The organism is Streptomyces sp. NPDC001544, assembly GCF_042894285.1.
Lineage (GTDB): Bacteria > Actinomycetota > Actinomycetes > Streptomycetales > Streptomycetaceae > Streptomyces.
Genome location: NZ_JBIAVN010000003.1, coordinates 91,952 through 109,947, shown reverse-complemented (window position 1 = coordinate 109,947; position 17,996 = coordinate 91,952). Strand labels below are relative to the sequence as shown.

Here is a 17,996-nt window from a genome sequence, read left to right as displayed (position 1 = left end):
ACGGGTGTTCAGGCCCGTCGGCGCGCCGCCTCGTACAGGACGATGCCCGCCGCCACACCCGCGTTGAGCGACTCGGCGCCGCCCGGCATGGGGATGCGGACGCGGAAGTCGCAGGTCTCGCCGACGAGGCGGGACAGGCCCTTGCCCTCGCTGCCGACGACGATGGCGACCGGTCCGGCGAGGGCTTCGAGCTCGCCGAGTTCGACGTCGCCGTCGGCGGCGAGGCCGACGACCACGATGCCGGCCTTCTTGTAGGCCTCGAGGGCGCGGGTGAGGTTGGTGGCGCGGGCGACCGGGGTACGGGCGGCGGTGCCGGCGGAGGTCTTCCAGGCGCCGGCGGTCATGCCGGCGGCGCGCCGCTCGGGTACGAGGACCCCGTGGCCGCCGAACGCGGAGACGGAGCGGACGACGGCGCCGAGGTTGCGCGGGTCGGTGACGCCGTCGAGGGCGACGATGAGGGGGTCCTCGCCCTCGTCGTAGGCGGCCTCGGCGAGGTCCTCGGGGTGGGCGTACTCGTAGGGCGGGACCTGGAGGACGAGGCCCTGGTGGTTGAGGCCGTTCGTCATCCGGTCGAGCTCGGGGCGGGGGGCCTCCATGAGGTTGATGCCGCCGCGCTCGGCCGCGAGCTGGAGGGCCTCGCGCACGCGCTCGTCGTTGTCGATGAACTGCTGGACGTAGAGGGTGGAGGCGGGTACGCCCTCACGCAGGGCCTCGGCGACCGGGTTGCGGCCGACGACCAGTTCGGAGGTGGACCTGCCGCCGCGGCCCCGGGCGGTGGGGCGGCGCACGGCCTGCTTCGCCTTGGCGTTGGCGATGCGGTTCTTCTTGTGTCCCTTGCGCATCTCGGCGGGCGGGGTCGGCCCCTTGCCCTCGAGGCCCTTGCGCCGCTGGCCGCCACTGCCGACCTGCGCGCCCTTCTTGCCGGACATGCGGCGGTTGTTAGCGGCCATGACCTACCTGTCTGTGCGAAGCGTGAGTACGTACGTATGTGCAGTGTGCCGCCCGGGGGGCCGGGCGGCACAATCGATCAAGGAACCGACCGCCATGGCTCAGCGCGGGCCGAGGCTCCAGCGGGGGCCCTGGGGGCTGTCCTCGATGGTGAGGCCGGACTGGTTGAGCTGGTCGCGGATGGCGTCCGCGGTGGCCCAGTCCTTGCGGGCGCGGGCGGCCTCGCGCTGGTCGAGCACCATGCGGACGAGGCTGTCGACGACCCCGTGGAGGTCCTCGCCACGGTCGGCGCCCTCACCGGCCCAGTGCTCGTCGAGCGGGTCGAGGCCGAGGACGCCGAGCATGGCGCGCACTTCGGCGAGCCGGGCGACGGCGGCCTCCTTGTCGTCGGCGGCGAGGGCGGAGTTGCCCTGCCGGACGGTGGTGTGCACGATCGCCAGGGCCTGCGGGACGCCGAAGTCGTCGTCCATGGCCTCGGCGAAGGCGGGCGGGACCTCGGCGGCGGGCTCGACGACTCCCCCGGCCTTCTCCACCACGCGCTGGACGAAGCCCTCGATGCGGGCGAACGCGGACTCGGCCTCGCGCAGGGACTCCTCGCTGTACTCGATCATCGAGCGGTAGTGCGGGGTGCCGAGGTAGTAGCGCAGGACGATGGGGCGCCACTGCTTGACCATCTCGGAGACGAGGACGGAGTTGCCGAGCGACTTGGACATCTTGTCGCCGGCGATGGTCACCCAGGCGTTGTGCAGCCAGTACCGGGCGAACTCGTCGCCGAAGGCCTTGGCCTGGGCGATCTCGTTCTCGTGGTGCGGGAAGATCAGGTCGATGCCGCCGCCGTGGATGTCGAAGGCGCTGCCCAGGTACTTGTGGGCCATCGCCGAGCACTCCAGGTGCCAGCCGGGGCGGCCGGGACCCCACGGGGTCGGCCAGGTGGGCTCGCCGGGCTTGGCGGTCTTCCACATGGCGAAGTCGCGGGGGTCGCGCTTGCCGGTCTCGCCCTCGCCCGACGGCTGCAGCAGGTTGTCCAGCTCCTGCCGGGACAGCTCCAGGTAGCCGGGGAAGGAGCGCACGTCGAAGTAGACGTTGCCGTCGGCCTCGTAGGCGTGTCCGCGCTCGATGAGCGTCTGCATCATCTCGACCATCTCGGTCACGTGACCGGTGGCGCGGGGCTCGTACGTGGGCGGGAGGCAGCCGAGGGTGGCGTAGCCGTCGTTGAAGGCGCGCTCGTTCTCGTACCCGATCGACCACCAGGGACGGTTCTGCTCGTGCGCCTTGGTGATGATCTTGTCGTCGATGTCGGTGACGTTGCGGACGAACGTGACGTCGTAGCCGCGGTGTTCGAACCAGCGGCGCATGATGTCGAAGTTGAGGTACGAGCGGACGTGCCCGATGTGCGGCGGTGCCTGCACGGTGGCACCACACAGGTAGATCGAGACACAGCCCGGCTTGAGCGGGGTGAAGTCACGGATCTGCCGGGCGCTGGTGTCGTACAGGCGAATGGTCACCACTCCAGGGTAGTGGGCGCGGGGCAGTGCCTTGCGACTCTTCTACCGAAGGGCCACGCATTCGTGACACAGCGGACGCCACCGGGGCCCGGAGGGCCGTACGCCGCGCCGCTTCACAAGCTCCCCACGACCTTCCGGGGACGCACCCGCACGACCACGCGCTCGGCGTCCTGGGCCGAGGCCGGGTTGAACTCGGCGTAGGGCTTGCCGCTGTACTTCAGGCTCAGCTCGTCGATGAGTTCCTGGCCGCCCTCGGTGGTCGTCTCGACGCTGCCGCGGATCTCGGCGTACTCGTACGGGGACTCGGGGTCCTGGACGACGACGCTGACGCGGGGGTCGCGGTCGAGGTTCTGCTTCTTGCGGCGGTCGACGGTGGTGGAGATCAGGATGTCGTCGCCGTCCCGCTTCGCCCATACGGGGGAGAGCTGGGGGCTGCCGTCGGGCTGGACGGTGCCGAGGACGACGAAGACCGGGCCGTCGAGCAGGGCCTTGAGGCGGTCGGAGAGAACGGCGGGCATGGGGGTACCTCCAGGACCTGGGTCACTGTCGTCCCACGGGTACCCTCACACGCTTTCAGCTCACCCGCACCACGAGTGCGGTCGCCACGGCCATCAGGCCTTCGTCGCGGCCGGGGAAGCCGAGCCCGTCGGTGGTGGCCCCGGAGACGGAGACGGGGGCGCCGGCCGCCGCGGAGAGGATCTTCTGGGCCTCGTCGCGGCGTTTGCCGATCTTCGGCCGGGGGCCGACGACCTGGACGGCGACGTTGCCGATCCGGAAACCGGCCGCGCGGACGATGCGGGCGGCCTCGGTGAGCAGGGTGACTCCGGAGGCGCCGGACCACTCGGGGCGCGAGGTGCCGAAGTGCTGTCCGAGGTCGCCGAGGCCGGCGGCCGAGAAGAGGGCGTTGCAGGCGGCGTGCGCGACGACGTCGGCGTCGGAGTGGCCGGCGAGGCCGGGTCCCTCACCCTCCCACTTCAGGCCGGCGCACCACAGTTCGCGGCCGTCCTCGAAGGCGTGGATGTCGGTGCCGATGCCGACCTGGGGCAGGGGCGGCAGCGGCTGGGAGGACGGCGCCTCAGAAGCCATCGTTGAGCCTCCTGCGGGCGATGACCGCCTCGGCGAGGACGAGGTCGAGCGGGCGGGTGACCTTGAAGGCCTCCTCGTGGCCGGGCACGGTCACGACGCGCAGCCCGAGCTGTTCCACCATGCTCGCGTCGTCGGTGACGTCCTCGGTGACGGTCCGGTGGGCGCGCAGCAGGGTGTCGCGGTCGAAGCCCTGGGGGGTCTGCACGGCGCGCAGCCGGGCCCGCTCGGGCGTGGCGACGACCGGCTCGGGCTCGCCCGGGACGGCGGCCGGCTCGACCTCCTTGACGGTGTCGGCGAGCGGCAGTGCGGGGACGACGGCCGGGGCCCCGTCGCGTACGGCCTCGATGACGGCGTCGACGGTGTCCACGGGGACGAGGGGCCGGGCGGCGTCGTGCACGAGCACGACGCGGTGGTCGGGCGGGAGTGCGTCGAGGCCGAGGCGGACCGATTCCTGGCGGGTCTCGCCGCCGGGGACGACCAGGAAGTCCGTCCGGTCGGGCAGGGCGTGCGCGTCGAGGAGGGACTTGACCTCGGCGGCGCCGTCGGGCGGGGCCACGACGATCACCAGGGAGACGGCGCGGGAGGCGGCCATCGCGCGGACCGCGTGGATGAGCATGGGCGTGCCGCCCAGCGCTCGGAGTGCCTTGGGGGCGCCCGGTCCGAGGCGTACACCCCGCCCGGCGGCCGGAATGACGGCTGCGACGGGCGTCGGCGCGGGCGAGGGGCGCGATTCGTCAGACATCGGTTCCTGTCAGGTTCGTGTGCGGGAGGCCTGCCGTTCGGACGGTTCGGCGGCACGGCGGGCGTGTGTGCCGGGGACGGTCCGGGAAGCGCCGGTTTGACGGCGGGGTCGGCGTGGGTATGGCCTCAGCGTGCCACTGGCGCGCGTCTTGACCGGACCCTTCCGTGACACCGGTCGAGTCGGCTGCCCGGGCTCGGCACGATCAGTATCGGGGGCTCCCCGGTGTTTTACGGCATCGCTGCCGGCTTCCGCGTAGAACGAGATCCACATAGATCCACGTACACGAACTGAACATGCCGCAGCGCCCGGCGACAGGTGGTGTGTCATCGGGCACCGCGGCAGTTCACTGTTCGAGCGTGCTGAGCGGGCGGGGCCTGCCGGGAGGCCGGTCCGTCAGGACGCGAGGACCTCGTCGAGCAGGGCCTCGGCCTTGTCCTCGTTGGTGTTCTCCGCGAGGGCGAGCTCGCTCACCAGGATCTGGCGAGCCTTGGCCAGCATGCGCTTCTCACCGGCGGAGAGTCCGCGCTCGCGCTCGCGACGCCACAGGTCACGCACGACTTCCGCGACCTTGATGACATCGCCGGAGGCGAGCTTCTCCAGATTTGCCTTGTAGCGACGGGACCAGTTGGTGGGCTCCTCGGCGTACGGCGCGCGCAGCACCTCGAAGACCCGGTCCAGCCCGTCCTGACCGACCACATCACGCACGCCCACGAACTCCGCATTGTCCGCTGGCACACGTACCGTCAGGTCACCCTGGGCGACCTTCAGCACCAAGTAGGTCTTGTCCACGCCTTTGATCTGGCGAGTTTCGATGGCCTCGATCAGCGCGGCCCCGTGATGGGGATAGACCACGGTGTCGCCAACCTTGAACGTCATGTGACAGGTACCCCTTCCGTGGCTATCAAGAGTAACACGGATACGGCGTCTTCTGAATGGCGTTTTCGCAGGTCAGGGCATATCTCGGGGCTTGACAACAGCGACAGGAACGTGCTGCGGCAGGCCTGCGGAAGCAGGTATTCGCAGGTCGGAGCGGATGTCCGGGCGAGGTGAAACGCGTACGCTACACGCATCCGGGGGCCCGCCCAAGCGGCTGAACGTCCACATTTGTCCGATTCCAAGCGTGCGACTTACGCTACTCCGTTCGGTGTCCGGAGGCGGACATGAGGCGAATCCAGAATTGATCATCCGCGCGCGCTGATCAGTAGCCCGATCGTCGTACTCATCGGTACGTGATCAATACGTGATCAATATCCGGGCACCCGCGCATTCCTTCACCGAAATTTTGCGACCCCCCTTATGTGAATGCCGTACGAGGCCGCGGTCAATGCGGTTCGCGTGTAGCCGGAAGAGACACGGGCACCCCTGCCCGAGGGACGCGGGACTCCTGAGGGAGGGTCGGGTGCGGCCGGGCGGGGACGGCTCGGTAACCTGAGGCCGCTGACAGACACATAGGGCGGCTTTACAAGGAGGTCGCCCCTGCGTTCAAGGAGTTGCCGCCGCCGTGAGCAGCAGCCTTCGACGCGGCGCCCTCGCCGCCTCCGCCATCGCCTTCTCGATCGCCTCGCTCGCCGCCTGCGGCGCCGGCAACGACTCGCAGACCTTGGAGATCAAGCCGGACAACGCGGCCACGAGCGTGGGCGCCATCAAGGTGCAGAACGCCACGGTCATCACGCAGCCCGACATGCACGCGACGGGCCCGGCCGTGGTCTCCGCCACCATCTTCAACGGCGGGATCAGCCCCCAGACCCTCCAGTCGATCACCGTCCCCGGCACCGGCGAGACCGCCAAGCTCAACCCGGTCAAGGGCAAGGACCTCGTGGTCCCGGCCGGCGGCTCGCTGATCCTCGGCGGCAAGGGCAACGCCTCCGCCGTCCTGGACAACACCCAGGAGGCCCTCCAGGACGGCAACGCCCAGAAGGTCACCTTCACCTTCAGCAAGACCGGCGACGTGAGCCTGCGCGCCTTCGTCTTCCCGGCCAAGAGCTACTTCAGCGGCTGGGGCCCGAGTGAGATCCCCACGGCGTCGGCCTCGACGTCGCCCGCCCCGGGCGCGTCGGCGAGCTCCTCCGGCAAGCCGTCGAAGGGCAAGTCCCCCTCCGCGACCGGCTCCGCGTCCGCCTCCGCCGGCAGCACGCCGAGCGACTCCGCGTCGGCGTCCGCCGCCGGCCACTGATCACACGGCTGAACCGGTCACACGACTGAAGGGCGGCACCCCTGCCGGGGTGCCGCCCTTCAGTCGTACCGCCCGCCCTGCAGTGCCCCTTACGGCTCGAACTTGTAGCCCAGCCCACGCACCGTCACCAGGTACCGCGGCGCACCCGGATCCGGTTCGATCTTGGCGCGCAGGCGCTTGACGTGGACGTCCAGGGTCTTGGTGTCGCCGACGTAGTCGGCGCCCCAGACGCGGTCGATGAGCTGCATGCGGGTGAGGACGCGGCCGGCGTTGCGCAGGAGCATCTCCAGGAGGTCGAACTCCTTCAGCGGAAGGTCGACCTTGGAACCGGACACCGTCACCACGTGCCGGTCGACGTCCATCCGGACCGGGCCGGCCTCCAGCGCGGCCGGGGTGACCTCCTCCGGCTCGCCGCGCCGGCGCAGCACCGCGCGGATGCGGGCGACCAGCTCACGCGAGGAGAAGGGCTTGGTGACGTAGTCGTCGGCTCCTATCTCCAGCCCGACGACCTTGTCGATCTCGCTGTCCTTGGCGGTCACCATGATCACCGGGACGTTGGAGCGGCCGCGCAGCTGGCGGCAGACCTCCGTACCGGGCAGGCCCGGCAGCATCAGGTCGAGGAGGACGAGGTCGGCGCCGTTGCGCTCGAACTCGTCGAGTCCGTCGGGGCCGGTGGCCGCGACGGCGACCTCGAAGCCCTCCTTGCGGAGCATGTACGACAGGGCGTCGGAGAAGGACTCCTCGTCCTCGACGACGAGCACTCGGGTCACGGAAGGACCTCCGGGGCGGGAAGCGTTTCGTACGCGGTTGAATCGGGGGACGTGGTGGCGGACGGCCCGGCCTCTTCGTCGAGGTCGGGATGCTGCTGGGCGCGGTCGCGGGCCGCACCGGCCTCCGGCAGCCGCAGGGTGAAGGTGGAGCCCTGGCCTTCGGCGCTCCACACCGTGACCTCCCCGCCGTGCGAGGCGACCACGTGCTTGACGATGGCCAGGCCCAGGCCGGTGCCGCCGGTGGCCCGGGAGCGGGCCGGGTCGACGCGGTAGAAGCGCTCGAAGATGCGCTCCTTGTCCTTGTCGGAGATGCCGATGCCCTGGTCGGTGACGGCGATCTCGATCATGTCGCCGCCGGAGGCGACGATCCGGCGGGCGGCGATGCCGACACGGGTGCGGGCCGGGGAGTAGTTGACGGCGTTCTCGACGAGGTTGCCCAGGGCGGCGGCGAGCTGCCCCCGGTTCCCCCACACATGGAGGTCGGCGGTGCCGCCGGCGGCCATCGTGATCTGCTTGGCGCCCGCCTGGTGCCGGCAGCGGTCGATGGCCTCGGCGACGAGTTCGTCCACCCGGACGGGCTCGGCGTCCTCGAGGGGGTCGTCGTTCTGCACGCGGGAGAGGTCGATGAGCTCCTGCACCAGGTTGGTCAGGCGGGTCGCCTCGATCTGCATGCGCCCGGCGAAGCGCTGTACGGCCTCCGGGTCGTCGAAGGCGTCCATGACGGCCTCGGACAGCAGGGAGAGCGCGCCCACCGGGGTCTTGAGCTCATGGCTGACGTTCGCGACGAAGTCCCGCCGTACGGCCTCGATACGACGGGCCTCGGTGAGGTCCTCGACGAGCAGCAGGACCAGCCTGGAGCCCAGCGGTGCGACCCGCGCGGAGACGGCCAGGGCCTCCCCCCGCCCGGTCCCGCGCCGGGGCAGGTCGAGTTCGACCTGCCGTATCTCGCCGTCGCGTCTGGTGTCGCGGGCCATCTGGAGCATGGGCTCGACGGCCAGTTTGCCGCCGCGGACCAGCCCTAGGGCGTACGCGGCGGAGCTGGCCTTGACGACGGCGTCGGCCTCGTCGAGTACGACGGCCGACGAGCGGAGTACGGACAGAACCGTGTCCACTCCGGGCGGGAGTACGGGATCGGTGTGCAAGGAAGTCCTGGTCGGTCGCTTCTGGTCGCGCTCGCTCCAACGGAACGCCAGCATGGCGATGACACCGGTGAGCACCCCGGCGATCGCAGCCGCTGCGGCGACCGCCGCGTTCACGTCCATGCGTCAAGGTTAGGCACGGCATTCCTCCTGACCACAGCCGTCTGGGGGCGAGCTCGAACACTCGTCGCCCAGAGTTCACCTTGGAGCCAGTATTGGTTCATTTGAGGTGGAAGAAACGGACGCGTACGGGCCGGAACGTGGGAGCGTGGGGTTCGCACCGCCCCCGAAGCACACGTACGAGAGGGAACCCTGATGCGGGACGCGTACCACGAGGAACTGGACTCGATCGGCGACGGTCTGGTGGAGATGGCCCGGCTGGCGGGGTCGGCGATCGGGCGCGCGACGACCGCGATCCTCGACGCCGACCTGAAGCTGGCCGAGAGCGTCATCGAGGCCGACCAGAAGGTCGACGAGCTGCAGCACGACCTGGAGGCCCGGGCGATAGCCCTGCTGGCCCGCCAGCAGCCGGTGGCCACGGACCTGCGGATCGTCGTCACGTCGCTGCGCATGTCGGCCGACCTGGAGCGCTCCGGCGACCTCGCCCAGCACGTGGCGAAGCTCGCCCGGCTGCGCTTCCCCGAGCGCGCGGTCCCCCAGGACCTGCACGCCACCATCCTGGAGATGGGCCAGCTCGCCCAGCGTCTGATGGCGAAGGCCGCCGAGGTCATCATCACCAAGGACGTCGACCTCGCGCTCCAGCTGGAGCAGGACGACGACGACATGGACCTGCTGCACCGCACCCTCTTCCAGCACCTGATCGACGACCGCTGGAAGCACGGCATCGAGACGGCCGTCGACGTCACCCTGCTCGGCCGCTACTACGAGCGCTACGCCGACCACGCGGTCGCGGTCGCCAAGCGGGTCGTCTACCTGGTGACCGGCGAGCACGCGGACGAGATCCAGACGGACATCCAGCCGGTCACGGGGACGGACGGAGCGTAGCCCTCCGGGGGTTCGGCGGGGTACGGCTGGGCCTGCCCGGGCCGCGGGCGGGGGTGGCCTGCGGCCGGGCGTGGTCTCCGGCCGGGCTTGACCTCCGGCCGGGGTTGGCCTCCGGCCGGGCGTGTTCTCCGGCCGGGCTTGACCTCCGGCCGGGAACAGCAGTACGCCCTCCGGGCCCGCGGCCTCCGACCGGGCTTGGCTCCCGGCCGGGCTTGGCCTCCGACCGGGCTTGGCTCCCGGCCGGGCTTGGCCTCCGACCGGGCTTGGCCCCCGGCCGGGCTTGGCCACCGGCCGGGGGTGGCCTCCGGCCGGGCTTGGCCTGCGGCCGGGAACAGCAGTACTCCCTCCCGGCCCGCGGCCTCCGACCGGGGGCGGGCCGGCGGCCGGGAACAGCAGTACTCCCTCCCGGCCCGCGGCCTCCGACCGGGGGCGGGCCGGCGGCCAGGAACGGCAGCACGACCTGCAGGCGCGGGACCCGAGGCCCGCAGCCGCCCTTCGGGCCCGGGGCCCGAAGCCCACGGCGGGAACCAGAGCCGGCGGCCAGGAACAGCAGCACGGCCCGCAACCCCGGGCCCGAGGCCTCCGGCCGAGAGCAGGCCCGCAGCCGCCCTCCGGGTAGGGACCGAGGTCCACGGCCGGAACCAGGGGCCGTGGCCAGGAGCAGCAGCACGGCCGACGGCCCGGGGCCCACCGCTCGCGGGCGCGGCGTAGCCGAGGTGCAGGTCTGTGGATCGCGGAGGGGAACCGCTGTCGCCGTCGGGCTGCACGACATCCGGTCGGCGCCGAGTCGGACGTGAAGGGGCAGCGGCCGGGGCCTGGCCGCTCACGTCCCGGGGCGGGCGGCCAGGACATCCCGGTACTGATCCTGGCGGCCCCGGGCGGGCGCCACTGTGCGCCGTTGATGCGCCTACCGGGCCGGGCATGAAATGGGCAAAGGCACCAGGCCCTATCCACTGGGAGGAACCATGGCCGAATCCCCCAGCACCACGCCCGACCCCACACAGCAGCAGGACACCGACCAGCCCGCCGACCTCAGGAGTCTCCCGCTCGTCGCCTCCTGCGGCTGCGGCTCGGGATGCGGCTGCGGGTGCCAGTCGGGCGGCCCGTGCCAGTGCGGCTGACGGCACCTTGCGTCAGCGACGCCGAGGGCCTTGGCGATCAGTGAGCGCCGGGGCCCTCGACGTATGCCGTGACCGCACTCGCAGGAGTCGCCCCCGTGCGCCCACGGAAGCACGATGGAAGGCGGGAGTGGAAAGGACGAGGAGGTGTGAGGCCATGCCCCGGTTCATGGACGTCCACCATGGGATGAAGGACATCACCGCCGACCAGCTGAAGCAGGCGCACCAGGCCGACCTGGCCATCGAGGGTGAGGAGAACGTGCACTTCGAGCAGGCCTGGGCGGACCCGGAGTCCGGCACCGTCTACTGCCTCTCGGAGGCGCCCTCCGCCGAGGCGGTCCAGCGCGTTCACGAACGGGCGGGGCACCGGGCGGACGAGGTGCATCCGGTGCCGTTGACGGTCTGAGGACCGCAGCGAAGGGGCCGTACGACAGCCTCTGGTCATGCCTGAGCACGGCCAGAGGCTCGGGAGGTACAGGCAGCGGCGCCCCGCATGTCCTCAGGTGTTCCCCATGCTCTGCGCTTCCGCCTCGGCGATCGTCTGGGCCTCGGACTCCTCGACCGCCAGGGCGAGACCGAACGCCTCGGCCATGTGGCTGGCGGCGGACATGACGCGGGCCGTGCCCACCACGGGGGCGATGGCGACGAGGACGTCCTGCAACTGCTCGGTCGTGAGGTTCGCCTCGGCCGCGGCGCCGGCGTGGGCGAGGTAGGAGACCGCGGGCGCGTCCATGGCGACGAGCGCGGCGATACGGGTCAGGACGAGCGCGCCCACATCCATGTGGCACCGCTCGAGCGAGTCGATCGTCATGGCGGTGAGCGTGTCGAGAACGGGGGCGTCGGGCGCAGTGGCCATCTCGGGTCCGCCTTTCCTCGGAGGAGAGCCGACACCCTCAAGGTAGGAAGCCGCCGGGGGCCCTGCTTCACCCTCTGCGGGTGACCCCGCGCACGAATCGTGAAGACCGATCGTCGTGCAGAAAGATCGACACGGGCGAAACGGCCGCCCCGGCGCCCCTGTCTCGCTCGTCACCCATGGTCGCTCAACGCCCTGATCTGACTGAGAGTAGATTCATAGGTCTCGTTTCGGTAAAGAGATCCATCGATGACGTACCCTTGTTGAACTCTTGATGTTCACAAACGAGGAAGTTTTGTGAAGATCGATCGGTCCCCGACACACGCTCAGGACGTGGGCGTGCGGCGCCTCCTGACGGGGCGTCGCATCGGACAGCACCGCCGCTGCGACCCGACGGGGGCTCAGCAGCACGGCTTCGGACCATCGTTCCCGCCCTCCAACGGCACCGGACGCCGCGCCCGCCTGCTTCAGGAACAGACGGTCGCATGCAGGGGCGTCGCCGCTCGGGAAAAGGCGAAACGATTCTTCACAAGGTGCCTCACCGCACGGACCCAGAGGGGGGACCATGTACGGAAACCTGCCGACCCGGAGGGGGCTCGGCATCACGGACAGGCCGGTGACACGGCGGTAGTCCGTCCCGGCGGCACCGGCCGCGGCCCGAAAGGGTCGGCGCGCCGCCGCACGGCTTCACACGGAGCACGGCGCCTGTCTGCCGCACATCGCTTCCGCCGTCGGAAACTTGTGCGCACACAAGGTGAACTTTGTGTTCCCGTTGTGAAGAACACATGTTCTGTGGCTTAGATTCCTTCACGCCAAATCGCCTCCACGGCGTATTGGTGCTGTTCCCGGTTGCTTCTTGGGTGGGGGCCCTCTCTATGTCGAGTTTCTTCGACGCATTCTGGTCATGGCTGGTGCAGGCCGTCGGTGAGACATCCTGGCGGGACGTGATGCCCCTCGGCATCGCCGGCGTCTTCGTGTGGGGACTGTGGCTGTACCGAGCGGTGCTGTCCCGGTTCGCCAGACCCGTGGTGAACGACTACCGCACCACCACCTCGGTCGTGGTGCCCGCCTACCGGGAGGACCCGGAGATCCTCCTGGACTGCCTTCAGACCTGGTTGGCCCAGGATCCCACCGAGGTGATCATCGTCCCGGACGTGGAGGACCACGAGGTCATCCAGCGGCTGTCGCAGGTGACCGATCCGCGGGTCCGGGTGCTGGCCTTCGAGCACCGCGGCAAACGCTCGGCGCTGGGCGTGGGGATCCGGGCGGCGACCGGTGAACTGTGTGTCCTGGTCGACTCCGACACCCGCTGGGAGCCGGGGCTGCTCGACGCGGTCCAGATGCCCTTCGTCGATCCCGCGGTCGGTGGCGTCGGCACCCAGCAGAACGTCTACCAACGCCGCTCCAGCGTCTGGCGGCGCATAGCCGACTGGCTGGTCAACCTCCGTTACTACGACTACGTCCCGGCCATGGGCCGCGCCGGCGCCGTCGCCTGCCTCTCCGGCCGCACCGCGGCCTACCGGCGGGCGGCGATCACCCCCGTGCTGACCAATCTCGAGGACGAGTTCTTCCTCGGCCGCCGGTGCGTCGCGGGCGACGACGGCCGGCTGACCTGGCTCGTGCTGGCCTCCGGCTACAAGACGGTCCACCAGTCGTCCGCCCGTGCGCTGTCGATGTTCCCCTCCTCCTTCCGGGCCTTCGTCAAGCAGCGTGTGCGCTGGAGCCGCAACTCCTACCGCTGCTACCTGACCGCCCTGTACAAGGGCTGGCTGTGGCGGGTGCCGCTGGTCACCAAGATCACCGTGCTGCAGATCCTGCTCACCCCCGTCACGATGGGCATGGCCGTCGGTTATCTCCTCTTCAGCCGACTCGACCTGACGGCGCGTGGCATCGCGCTGGCGCTGATCTGGCTGCTCGTCGGACGTGGCATACGCGGCTACTCGCATCTGCGCAGGCACCCGCAGGAGGTCCTCCTGCTGCCGCTGCTCGCGCTCGTGGTCGTGATGATCTCGCTGCCGATCAAGCTGTACGCCTTCGTCACCATGAACAAGCAGGGCTGGCTCACCCGCAACAGCAGCACGATCGGCGGCGAGGGCCAGGACTCCGCATCGCTCGGCGGCACGACGCCGGACACGGCCGCAGCCGGTATGGGGGCTCTCCAGTCATGAACCGTCCGACCCGCACGACACGCTCGGGGCGCCTCCGCCCGGCCCTGCGTACCGCCGCCGCCCTGCCGGTCGCCACCGCACTGTTCCTGCTCGCCCCGGCCGCCCACGCCTCGGCCGACGGAAAGAACGATTCCCCTGGGCAGCAGTTCACCGCCGAGGAGTCGGAGACCCAGGCGGCACTGGTCGCCGCCGAGGACCATCGGCTCGACCAGGTCCGCGCGGTGGCCGCGGTCGCTCCACTGAAGGACCCGCGGTACACGAAGCCGTACCGGACGGAGACCACCGGCGGCTACACCCTCGTACTGACCCGGCGCAGCAAGCCGTACAGCATCGCCGACCTTCTGCGGCTCGCGCCGCAGACGTTCGTGCGGAAGCCGGACGGGTCGTATCTGCTGACGGAGAACATCTATCTGAACTCCGGGGCCAAACTGCGTCTGTCCAACCCCGGTGGGCTGAACCTGCACATGGCCAGCAATCGCCAGGGCTTCGTCTCCATCGTCTCCTTCGGCGGCCGGATCATGATCGACGGCGCCGCGCAGGCACACGTCAAGGTCAGCAGCTGGGACCCCGCGAGGAACCGGCCGGACACCGACGTCCGGGACGGGCGGGCCTACATCCGCGCCATCGGCGGCCAGTTCTCCATGAGCTACGCAGACGTCTTCGACCTGGGCTTCTGGAGCGGCCGCACCGGCGGGCTCAGCCTCACCGGCACCGACCGGCCCAACACCGGCAGCCTCAGCGGCCCGGACACCCCCACCGATGACGACGACCAGCTCAGCAGCAGCGGCGTGCTCACCGGCCCCTCGGGCAAGCTGACCACCCCGGACAGCCGGTTCAGCACACCCCAACTGTCCTACGTGTCGGCGGACATCAACCACTCCACCGTGTCCGGCAACGTGTACGGGCTGTTCGCCTCCGGCGCCACCGGAGTCACCGTCGAGTCCACCACCATCGAGAAGAGCCGGCAGGACGGCCTCGTACTGCACCGCTTCGTGACCAACGCGATCGTCGAGAAGACCACGTCACGGGAGAACGGCGGCGACGGTTTCGTGCTGGCCCGTGCCACCCAGCAGGTCCGCGTCACCGGTTCCAAGTCGCTGGACAACGGCGGCAACGGCTTCACCATCAGCGGCCAGCCGCTGGCCCACGGCCCCTCCGCCTCCGGCCAGTCCGTCAGCAGCTACGGCTCCAACTCGGTCTCCAGCAGCACCGCCAAGGACAACGGCCACTACGGCATCGAGGTCGTCGGCGGCACGGACGTCGGCGTGCAGGACAACACCGTGGTCGGCGGTGACATGGGCATCGTCGCCCGCAAGGACGCCGAGAAGGTCGCGGTGACCGGCAACCACCTGATCGGCCAGTCCCGGCAGGGCATCTCGGTGCGCGACGGCGTGACGGGCGCCAAGGTCACCGGCAACATCGTCGAGAAGGCCGACACCGCCGTCTACGTCCGCGACTCGGTCGCCGAGGTGCGGGGCAACACCGTCGAGGAAGCCGGCAACCACGGCGTCTCCCTGGTCGGCGGCATCGGCGGCTCCACGGTCTCGTACAACGTCATCGCCGGTGTCGGCCCCAGCGCCGTCGACGTCTCCCGTGCCCACGGCGACCTGACCGTCAGGGAGAACCAGACCTTCGCCTGGTACGACACCAGCTCGTTCTGGGTGAAGTTCCGGCACTACGCCAGCCCGATGACCCTGCTGTGGACGGGTATCCTGCTCCTCATTCTGTTCTCCGCGGCCCTGGGCCGGCGCGGCCGCCGCAGGCGCGGGCAGTTCGGCATCCACCCGTACCTGGACAAGGCGCCGCTGCCCAAGGACAACCTGCGTGAGATCCCCCGGCCGGAATCGGAACAGGAGCGGGTCCCGGTGATGTCCGAATGAGCGCCGTGAACCGTGCCGTGTGGCTGTCGGGAGCCGCCCTCGCGGTCGCGGTCGTGGCGCTGATCGTGGCCCTGACCGCCGGCGGCGACGGAAGCTCCTCGCGCACGAAGGCCGGCCCGGCCACGGCCACCCGGAGCAGCGCCGCCGAAGAGCCCTCCCCGCCCGCCACGGGGCCGGTCGCCACCGCGGACCCGGCCGCACCGGGGGCCACCGGCTCGGCCACGGCTTCGGCCGACGCCGTGTCCTGCCCCACGGCCACCGTCGACGTCAGCGACGGCAAGACGCTGGAGGACGCCCTCGACGGCGCCATGCCGGGCGACGTCATCCACCTCGCCGACGGCCGCTACGAGGGCAAGTTCACCGCCAAGGCCGCGGGCACCGCCGACAAGCCGATCTGGGTCTGCGGCGGCCCCGGCGCGGTGATCGACGCCGGCGGCATCAAGGGGGGCTACGCCTTCCATCTCGACGGCGCCGACTACTGGCGGCTGGTCGGCTTCACCGTGCGCAACGGCCAGAAGGGTGTGATGGCGGACCAGGTCCAGCACGCCGTCATCCAGGGCCTGACGGTGGAGCAGATCGGTGACGAGGCCATCCACCTGCGCGACTTCAGCACGGACAACGTCGTCCGTGACAACACCATCCGCGACACCGGGCGGCGCAAGCCGAAGTTCGGCGAAGGCGTGTACATCGGCTCCGCCGACTCCAACTGGTGCACGGTCACCCACTGCAAGCCGGACAACAGCGACCGCAACATCGTGAGCGGCAACCACATCAGCGCCACCACGGCCGAGGCGGTCGACATCAAGGAAGGCACCACCGGCGGCGTCGTCACCCGCAACACCTTCGACGGCTCCGACCTGTCCGGCTCACACGACGACTCCTGGGTCGACGTGAAGGGCAACGGCTGGACGATCTCCTTCAACACCGGCAGTCACACCACCGAAGACGGATTCCAGACGCACGAGATCGTCGACGGCTGGGGCAAGAACAACACCTTCAAGGGCAACGTCGCCCACGTGGACGGCCCGGGCTACGGCTTCCACTTCACACCCGTCAACGGCAACGAACTGACCTGCGACAACAAGGCGACGGGCGCGGCACAGGGCCTCGCCAACGTCCACTGCGCCTCCTGACCCCACCTTTATCGCTTCTCCGTCACGCAGGGCCCGCCGCAGGGCGGGCCGCTGCGGCGGTCCGCCACACCCGAAAACACATTCCTGGAGACGATCATGGCAGCCACCACCATCCCGGAGGACACCGCCGGCTCCCAGCCCCGCGACGGCGAGAAGGCCGTTCCCCGGCTCACCGTCATAGGCACCGGCTACCTCGGCGCCACCCACGCCATCTGCATGGCGGTCCTCGGCTTCGATGTCCTGGGGGTGGAGATCGACCAGAGCAAGGTCGACAGGCTCAACTCGGGCACCGTCCCCTTCTTCGAGCCCGGGCTGCCCGAACTGCTGGGCAAGGCGCTGGACTCGGGACGGCTGCGGTTCACGACGAGCTTCGCGGAGGCCGCCGACTTCGGTGACGTCCACTTCCTGTGCGTGGGCACCCCCCAGCAGCAGGGATCGGAAGCGGCCGACCTGCGGTACGTGGACGCCGCCGCCACCGAACTGGCCCGGCATATGCGCCGCCGCACGCTCGTGGTCGGCAAGTCCACCGTGCCCGTCGGCACGGCCGCCCGCCTCACGGAACTCATCCAGCGCACCGCCCCGGCCGGGGACCAGGTGGAGGTCGCCTGGAACCCGGAGTTCCTCCGCGAGAGCCGCGCCGTGGACGACACGCTGCGCCCCGACCGGCTGGTCTTCGGCGTCTCCTCGCCCTGGGCCGAGGAGCGGCTGCGTGCCGCCTTCGCCCCGGTCATCGAGCGCGGAACACCGGTCGTCGTCACCGATCTGGCGACCGCCGAACTGGTCAAGGTGGCCGCCAACTCCTTCCTCGCGACGAAGATCTCGTACATCAACGCGATGGCCGAGGTCTGCGAGGTGGCCGGCGCCGATGTCACCGGCCTCGCCGAGGCGCTGGCCTACGACGACCGGATCGGCGGCCGTTTCCTCCAGCCCGGTCTGGGCTTCGGCGGTGGCTGTCTGCCCAAGGACATCCGGGCGTTCGCCCACCGCGCCGAGGAACTCGGTGTCGGCCAGGCCGTCTCCTTCCTCCGCGAGGTCGACGCCATCAACCGGCGCCGCCGCGCCCGGACCGTGGACCTCGTCCGCGAACTGGCCGGCGGTGAGCTGAGCGGTATCCGGGTGACCGCCCTCGGGGCGGCGTTCAAGCCCAACTCCGACGACATCCGGGACGCCCCCGCCCTCGACGTGGCCAGCACGCTCCACAGGCTGGGAGCCCACGTCACCGTCGTCGACCCGGCCGCGACGGACAACGCCCGGCGCAGCTTCCCGGAGCTGTCCTACGGCACCGACGCCCTGTCCGCCGCCGCGGGCAGCGACGTCGTCGTACTGCTCACCGAATGGAACGAGTTCCGGCTCATCGACCCGGAAACCATGGGCGCGGTGGTCGCCCACCGGCGCATCGTGGACGGACGGCACGCCCTGGACCCGGCCGAGTGGCGCGCGGCGGGCTGGGAGTACCGGGCGCTGGGCCGGCCGTAG

Annotated in this window: 17 protein-coding genes; 8 read left to right on the top strand and 9 right to left on the bottom strand. The window is 70.5% G+C overall.

Going from position 1 to position 17,996, the window contains the following annotated elements; translation table 11 throughout:
• Positions 1 to 8 precede the first annotated feature (8 nt).
• From rlmB to ACFY0F_RS10380, 6 genes are all read right to left on the bottom strand, one after another.
• Positions 9 to 950 carry a 23S rRNA (guanosine(2251)-2'-O)-methyltransferase RlmB gene (gene rlmB, locus ACFY0F_RS10405; RefSeq protein ID WP_388791574.1) on the bottom strand — a complete coding sequence of 314 codons (942 nt, stop codon included), beginning with the start codon at positions 948 to 950 and terminating at the stop codon, positions 9 to 11.
• Positions 951 to 1,049: 99 nt separating this feature from the next.
• The gene (gene cysS / locus ACFY0F_RS10400; protein ID WP_388791572.1) at positions 1,050 to 2,453 is read right to left on the bottom strand and encodes a cysteine--tRNA ligase; all 1,404 of its coding nucleotides are present in this window, start codon (positions 2,451 to 2,453) and stop codon (positions 1,050 to 1,052) included.
• A gap of 113 nt (positions 2,454 to 2,566) precedes the next feature.
• Complete coding sequence (locus tag ACFY0F_RS10395; RefSeq protein ID WP_388791570.1) at positions 2,567 to 2,971, bottom strand: PPOX class F420-dependent oxidoreductase; 405 nt, start codon at positions 2,969 to 2,971, stop codon at positions 2,567 to 2,569.
• 55 nt (positions 2,972 to 3,026) lie between these two features.
• Positions 3,027 to 3,539: a 2-C-methyl-D-erythritol 2,4-cyclodiphosphate synthase gene (gene ispF / locus ACFY0F_RS10390; RefSeq protein ID WP_388791568.1), complete on the bottom strand. Its 513-nt coding sequence runs from the start codon at positions 3,537 to 3,539 to the stop codon at positions 3,027 to 3,029.
• A complete protein-coding gene (gene ispD, locus ACFY0F_RS10385) occupies positions 3,529 to 4,281 on the bottom strand; it encodes a 2-C-methyl-D-erythritol 4-phosphate cytidylyltransferase (protein ID WP_388791566.1) in 753 nt (250 codons plus the stop codon). Before ispD ends, ispF begins: the two co-directional genes overlap by 11 nt.
• Positions 4,282 to 4,674: 393 nt before the next feature.
• On the bottom strand, positions 4,675 to 5,157 hold the full coding sequence (locus ACFY0F_RS10380; protein WP_003953493.1) for a CarD family transcriptional regulator: 483 nt from the start codon (positions 5,155 to 5,157) through the stop codon (positions 4,675 to 4,677).
• Positions 5,158 to 5,782: 625 nt separating this feature from the next.
• On the opposite strand from ACFY0F_RS10380, the gene ACFY0F_RS10375 reads away from it, so the two are divergent.
• On the top strand, positions 5,783 to 6,454 hold the full coding sequence (locus tag ACFY0F_RS10375) for a DUF461 domain-containing protein (RefSeq protein ID WP_388791564.1): 672 nt from the start codon (positions 5,783 to 5,785) through the stop codon (positions 6,452 to 6,454).
• 89 nt (positions 6,455 to 6,543) lie between these two features.
• Here the strand turns inward: ACFY0F_RS10375 and ACFY0F_RS10370 are convergent, their stop codons facing one another.
• Both ACFY0F_RS10370 and ACFY0F_RS10365 read right to left on the bottom strand, forming a co-directional pair.
• Entirely contained in the window at positions 6,544 to 7,224 is a 681-nt protein-coding gene (locus ACFY0F_RS10370) for a response regulator transcription factor (RefSeq protein ID WP_010358452.1), read from the bottom strand.
• Positions 7,221 to 8,486, bottom strand: a complete 1,266-nt coding sequence (locus ACFY0F_RS10365; protein ID WP_388791562.1) for a sensor histidine kinase — start codon at positions 8,484 to 8,486, stop codon at positions 7,221 to 7,223. The genes ACFY0F_RS10370 and ACFY0F_RS10365 overlap by 4 nt, the downstream gene beginning before the upstream one ends.
• A 192-nt stretch (positions 8,487 to 8,678) precedes the next feature.
• Here ACFY0F_RS10365 and phoU point away from each other — a divergent pair, with 192 nt between their 5' ends.
• From phoU to ACFY0F_RS10350, 3 genes are all read left to right on the top strand, one after another.
• The gene (gene phoU, locus ACFY0F_RS10360) at positions 8,679 to 9,368 is read left to right on the top strand and encodes a phosphate signaling complex protein PhoU (RefSeq protein WP_388791560.1); all 690 of its coding nucleotides are present in this window, start codon (positions 8,679 to 8,681) and stop codon (positions 9,366 to 9,368) included.
• 965 nt (positions 9,369 to 10,333) lie between these two features.
• Positions 10,334 to 10,489, top strand: a complete 156-nt coding sequence (locus ACFY0F_RS10355; RefSeq protein ID WP_388791558.1) for a hypothetical protein — start codon at positions 10,334 to 10,336, stop codon at positions 10,487 to 10,489.
• A 154-nt stretch (positions 10,490 to 10,643) separates the two neighbouring features.
• Entirely contained in the window at positions 10,644 to 10,892 is a 249-nt protein-coding gene (locus ACFY0F_RS10350) for an SCO4226 family nickel-binding protein (RefSeq protein WP_388791556.1), read from the top strand.
• 93 nt (positions 10,893 to 10,985) lie between these two features.
• Here the strand turns inward: ACFY0F_RS10350 and ACFY0F_RS10345 are convergent, their stop codons facing one another.
• The gene (locus ACFY0F_RS10345) at positions 10,986 to 11,342 is read right to left on the bottom strand and encodes a carboxymuconolactone decarboxylase (protein ID WP_388791554.1); all 357 of its coding nucleotides are present in this window, start codon (positions 11,340 to 11,342) and stop codon (positions 10,986 to 10,988) included.
• Between the two features lie 872 nt (positions 11,343 to 12,214).
• On the opposite strand from ACFY0F_RS10345, the gene ACFY0F_RS10340 reads away from it, so the two are divergent.
• The 4 genes from ACFY0F_RS10340 (at position 12,215) to ACFY0F_RS10325 (ending at position 17,996) form a co-directional block, all read left to right on the top strand.
• Positions 12,215 to 13,507, top strand: coding sequence for a glycosyltransferase family 2 protein (locus ACFY0F_RS10340; RefSeq protein ID WP_388791552.1), 1,293 nt, complete (start codon positions 12,215 to 12,217; stop codon positions 13,505 to 13,507).
• Positions 13,504 to 15,387, top strand: coding sequence for a right-handed parallel beta-helix repeat-containing protein (locus tag ACFY0F_RS10335; protein ID WP_388791550.1), 1,884 nt, complete (start codon positions 13,504 to 13,506; stop codon positions 15,385 to 15,387). Before ACFY0F_RS10340 ends, ACFY0F_RS10335 begins: the two co-directional genes overlap by 4 nt.
• On the top strand, positions 15,384 to 16,520 hold the full coding sequence (locus ACFY0F_RS10330; protein WP_388791548.1) for a right-handed parallel beta-helix repeat-containing protein: 1,137 nt from the start codon (positions 15,384 to 15,386) through the stop codon (positions 16,518 to 16,520). Before ACFY0F_RS10335 ends, ACFY0F_RS10330 begins: the two co-directional genes overlap by 4 nt.
• 216 nt (positions 16,521 to 16,736) lie before the next feature.
• Positions 16,737 to 17,996, top strand: coding sequence for a UDP-glucose dehydrogenase family protein (locus tag ACFY0F_RS10325; protein WP_388792391.1), 1,260 nt, complete (start codon positions 16,737 to 16,739; stop codon positions 17,994 to 17,996).

Excerpts from the sequence above, each read along its gene's own strand:
- rlmB (WP_388791574.1), bottom strand. The coding sequence starts at position 950 with ATGGCCGCTAACAACCGCCGCATGTCCGGCAAGAAGGGCGCGCAGGTC.
- ACFY0F_RS10395 (WP_388791570.1), bottom strand. The coding sequence starts at position 2,971 with ATGCCCGCCGTTCTCTCCGACCGCCTCAAGGCCCTGCTCGACGGCCCG.
- ispF (WP_388791568.1), bottom strand. The coding sequence starts at position 3,539 with ATGGCTTCTGAGGCGCCGTCCTCCCAGCCGCTGCCGCCCCTGCCCCAG.
- ispD (WP_388791566.1), bottom strand. The coding sequence starts at position 4,281 with ATGTCTGACGAATCGCGCCCCTCGCCCGCGCCGACGCCCGTCGCAGCC.
- ACFY0F_RS10380 (WP_003953493.1), bottom strand. The coding sequence starts at position 5,157 with ATGACGTTCAAGGTTGGCGACACCGTGGTCTATCCCCATCACGGGGCC.
- ACFY0F_RS10365 (WP_388791562.1), bottom strand. The coding sequence starts at position 8,486 with ATGGACGTGAACGCGGCGGTCGCCGCAGCGGCTGCGATCGCCGGGGTG.
- phoU (WP_388791560.1), top strand. The coding sequence starts at position 8,679 with ATGCGGGACGCGTACCACGAGGAACTGGACTCGATCGGCGACGGTCTG.
- ACFY0F_RS10355 (WP_388791558.1), top strand. The coding sequence starts at position 10,334 with ATGGCCGAATCCCCCAGCACCACGCCCGACCCCACACAGCAGCAGGAC.
- ACFY0F_RS10350 (WP_388791556.1), top strand. The coding sequence starts at position 10,644 with ATGCCCCGGTTCATGGACGTCCACCATGGGATGAAGGACATCACCGCC.
- ACFY0F_RS10345 (WP_388791554.1), bottom strand. The coding sequence starts at position 11,342 with ATGGCCACTGCGCCCGACGCCCCCGTTCTCGACACGCTCACCGCCATG.
- ACFY0F_RS10340 (WP_388791552.1), top strand. The coding sequence starts at position 12,215 with ATGTCGAGTTTCTTCGACGCATTCTGGTCATGGCTGGTGCAGGCCGTC.
- ACFY0F_RS10335 (WP_388791550.1), top strand. The coding sequence starts at position 13,504 with ATGAACCGTCCGACCCGCACGACACGCTCGGGGCGCCTCCGCCCGGCC.
- ACFY0F_RS10330 (WP_388791548.1), top strand. The coding sequence starts at position 15,384 with ATGAGCGCCGTGAACCGTGCCGTGTGGCTGTCGGGAGCCGCCCTCGCG.
- ACFY0F_RS10325 (WP_388792391.1), top strand. The coding sequence starts at position 16,737 with ATGGCGGTCCTCGGCTTCGATGTCCTGGGGGTGGAGATCGACCAGAGC.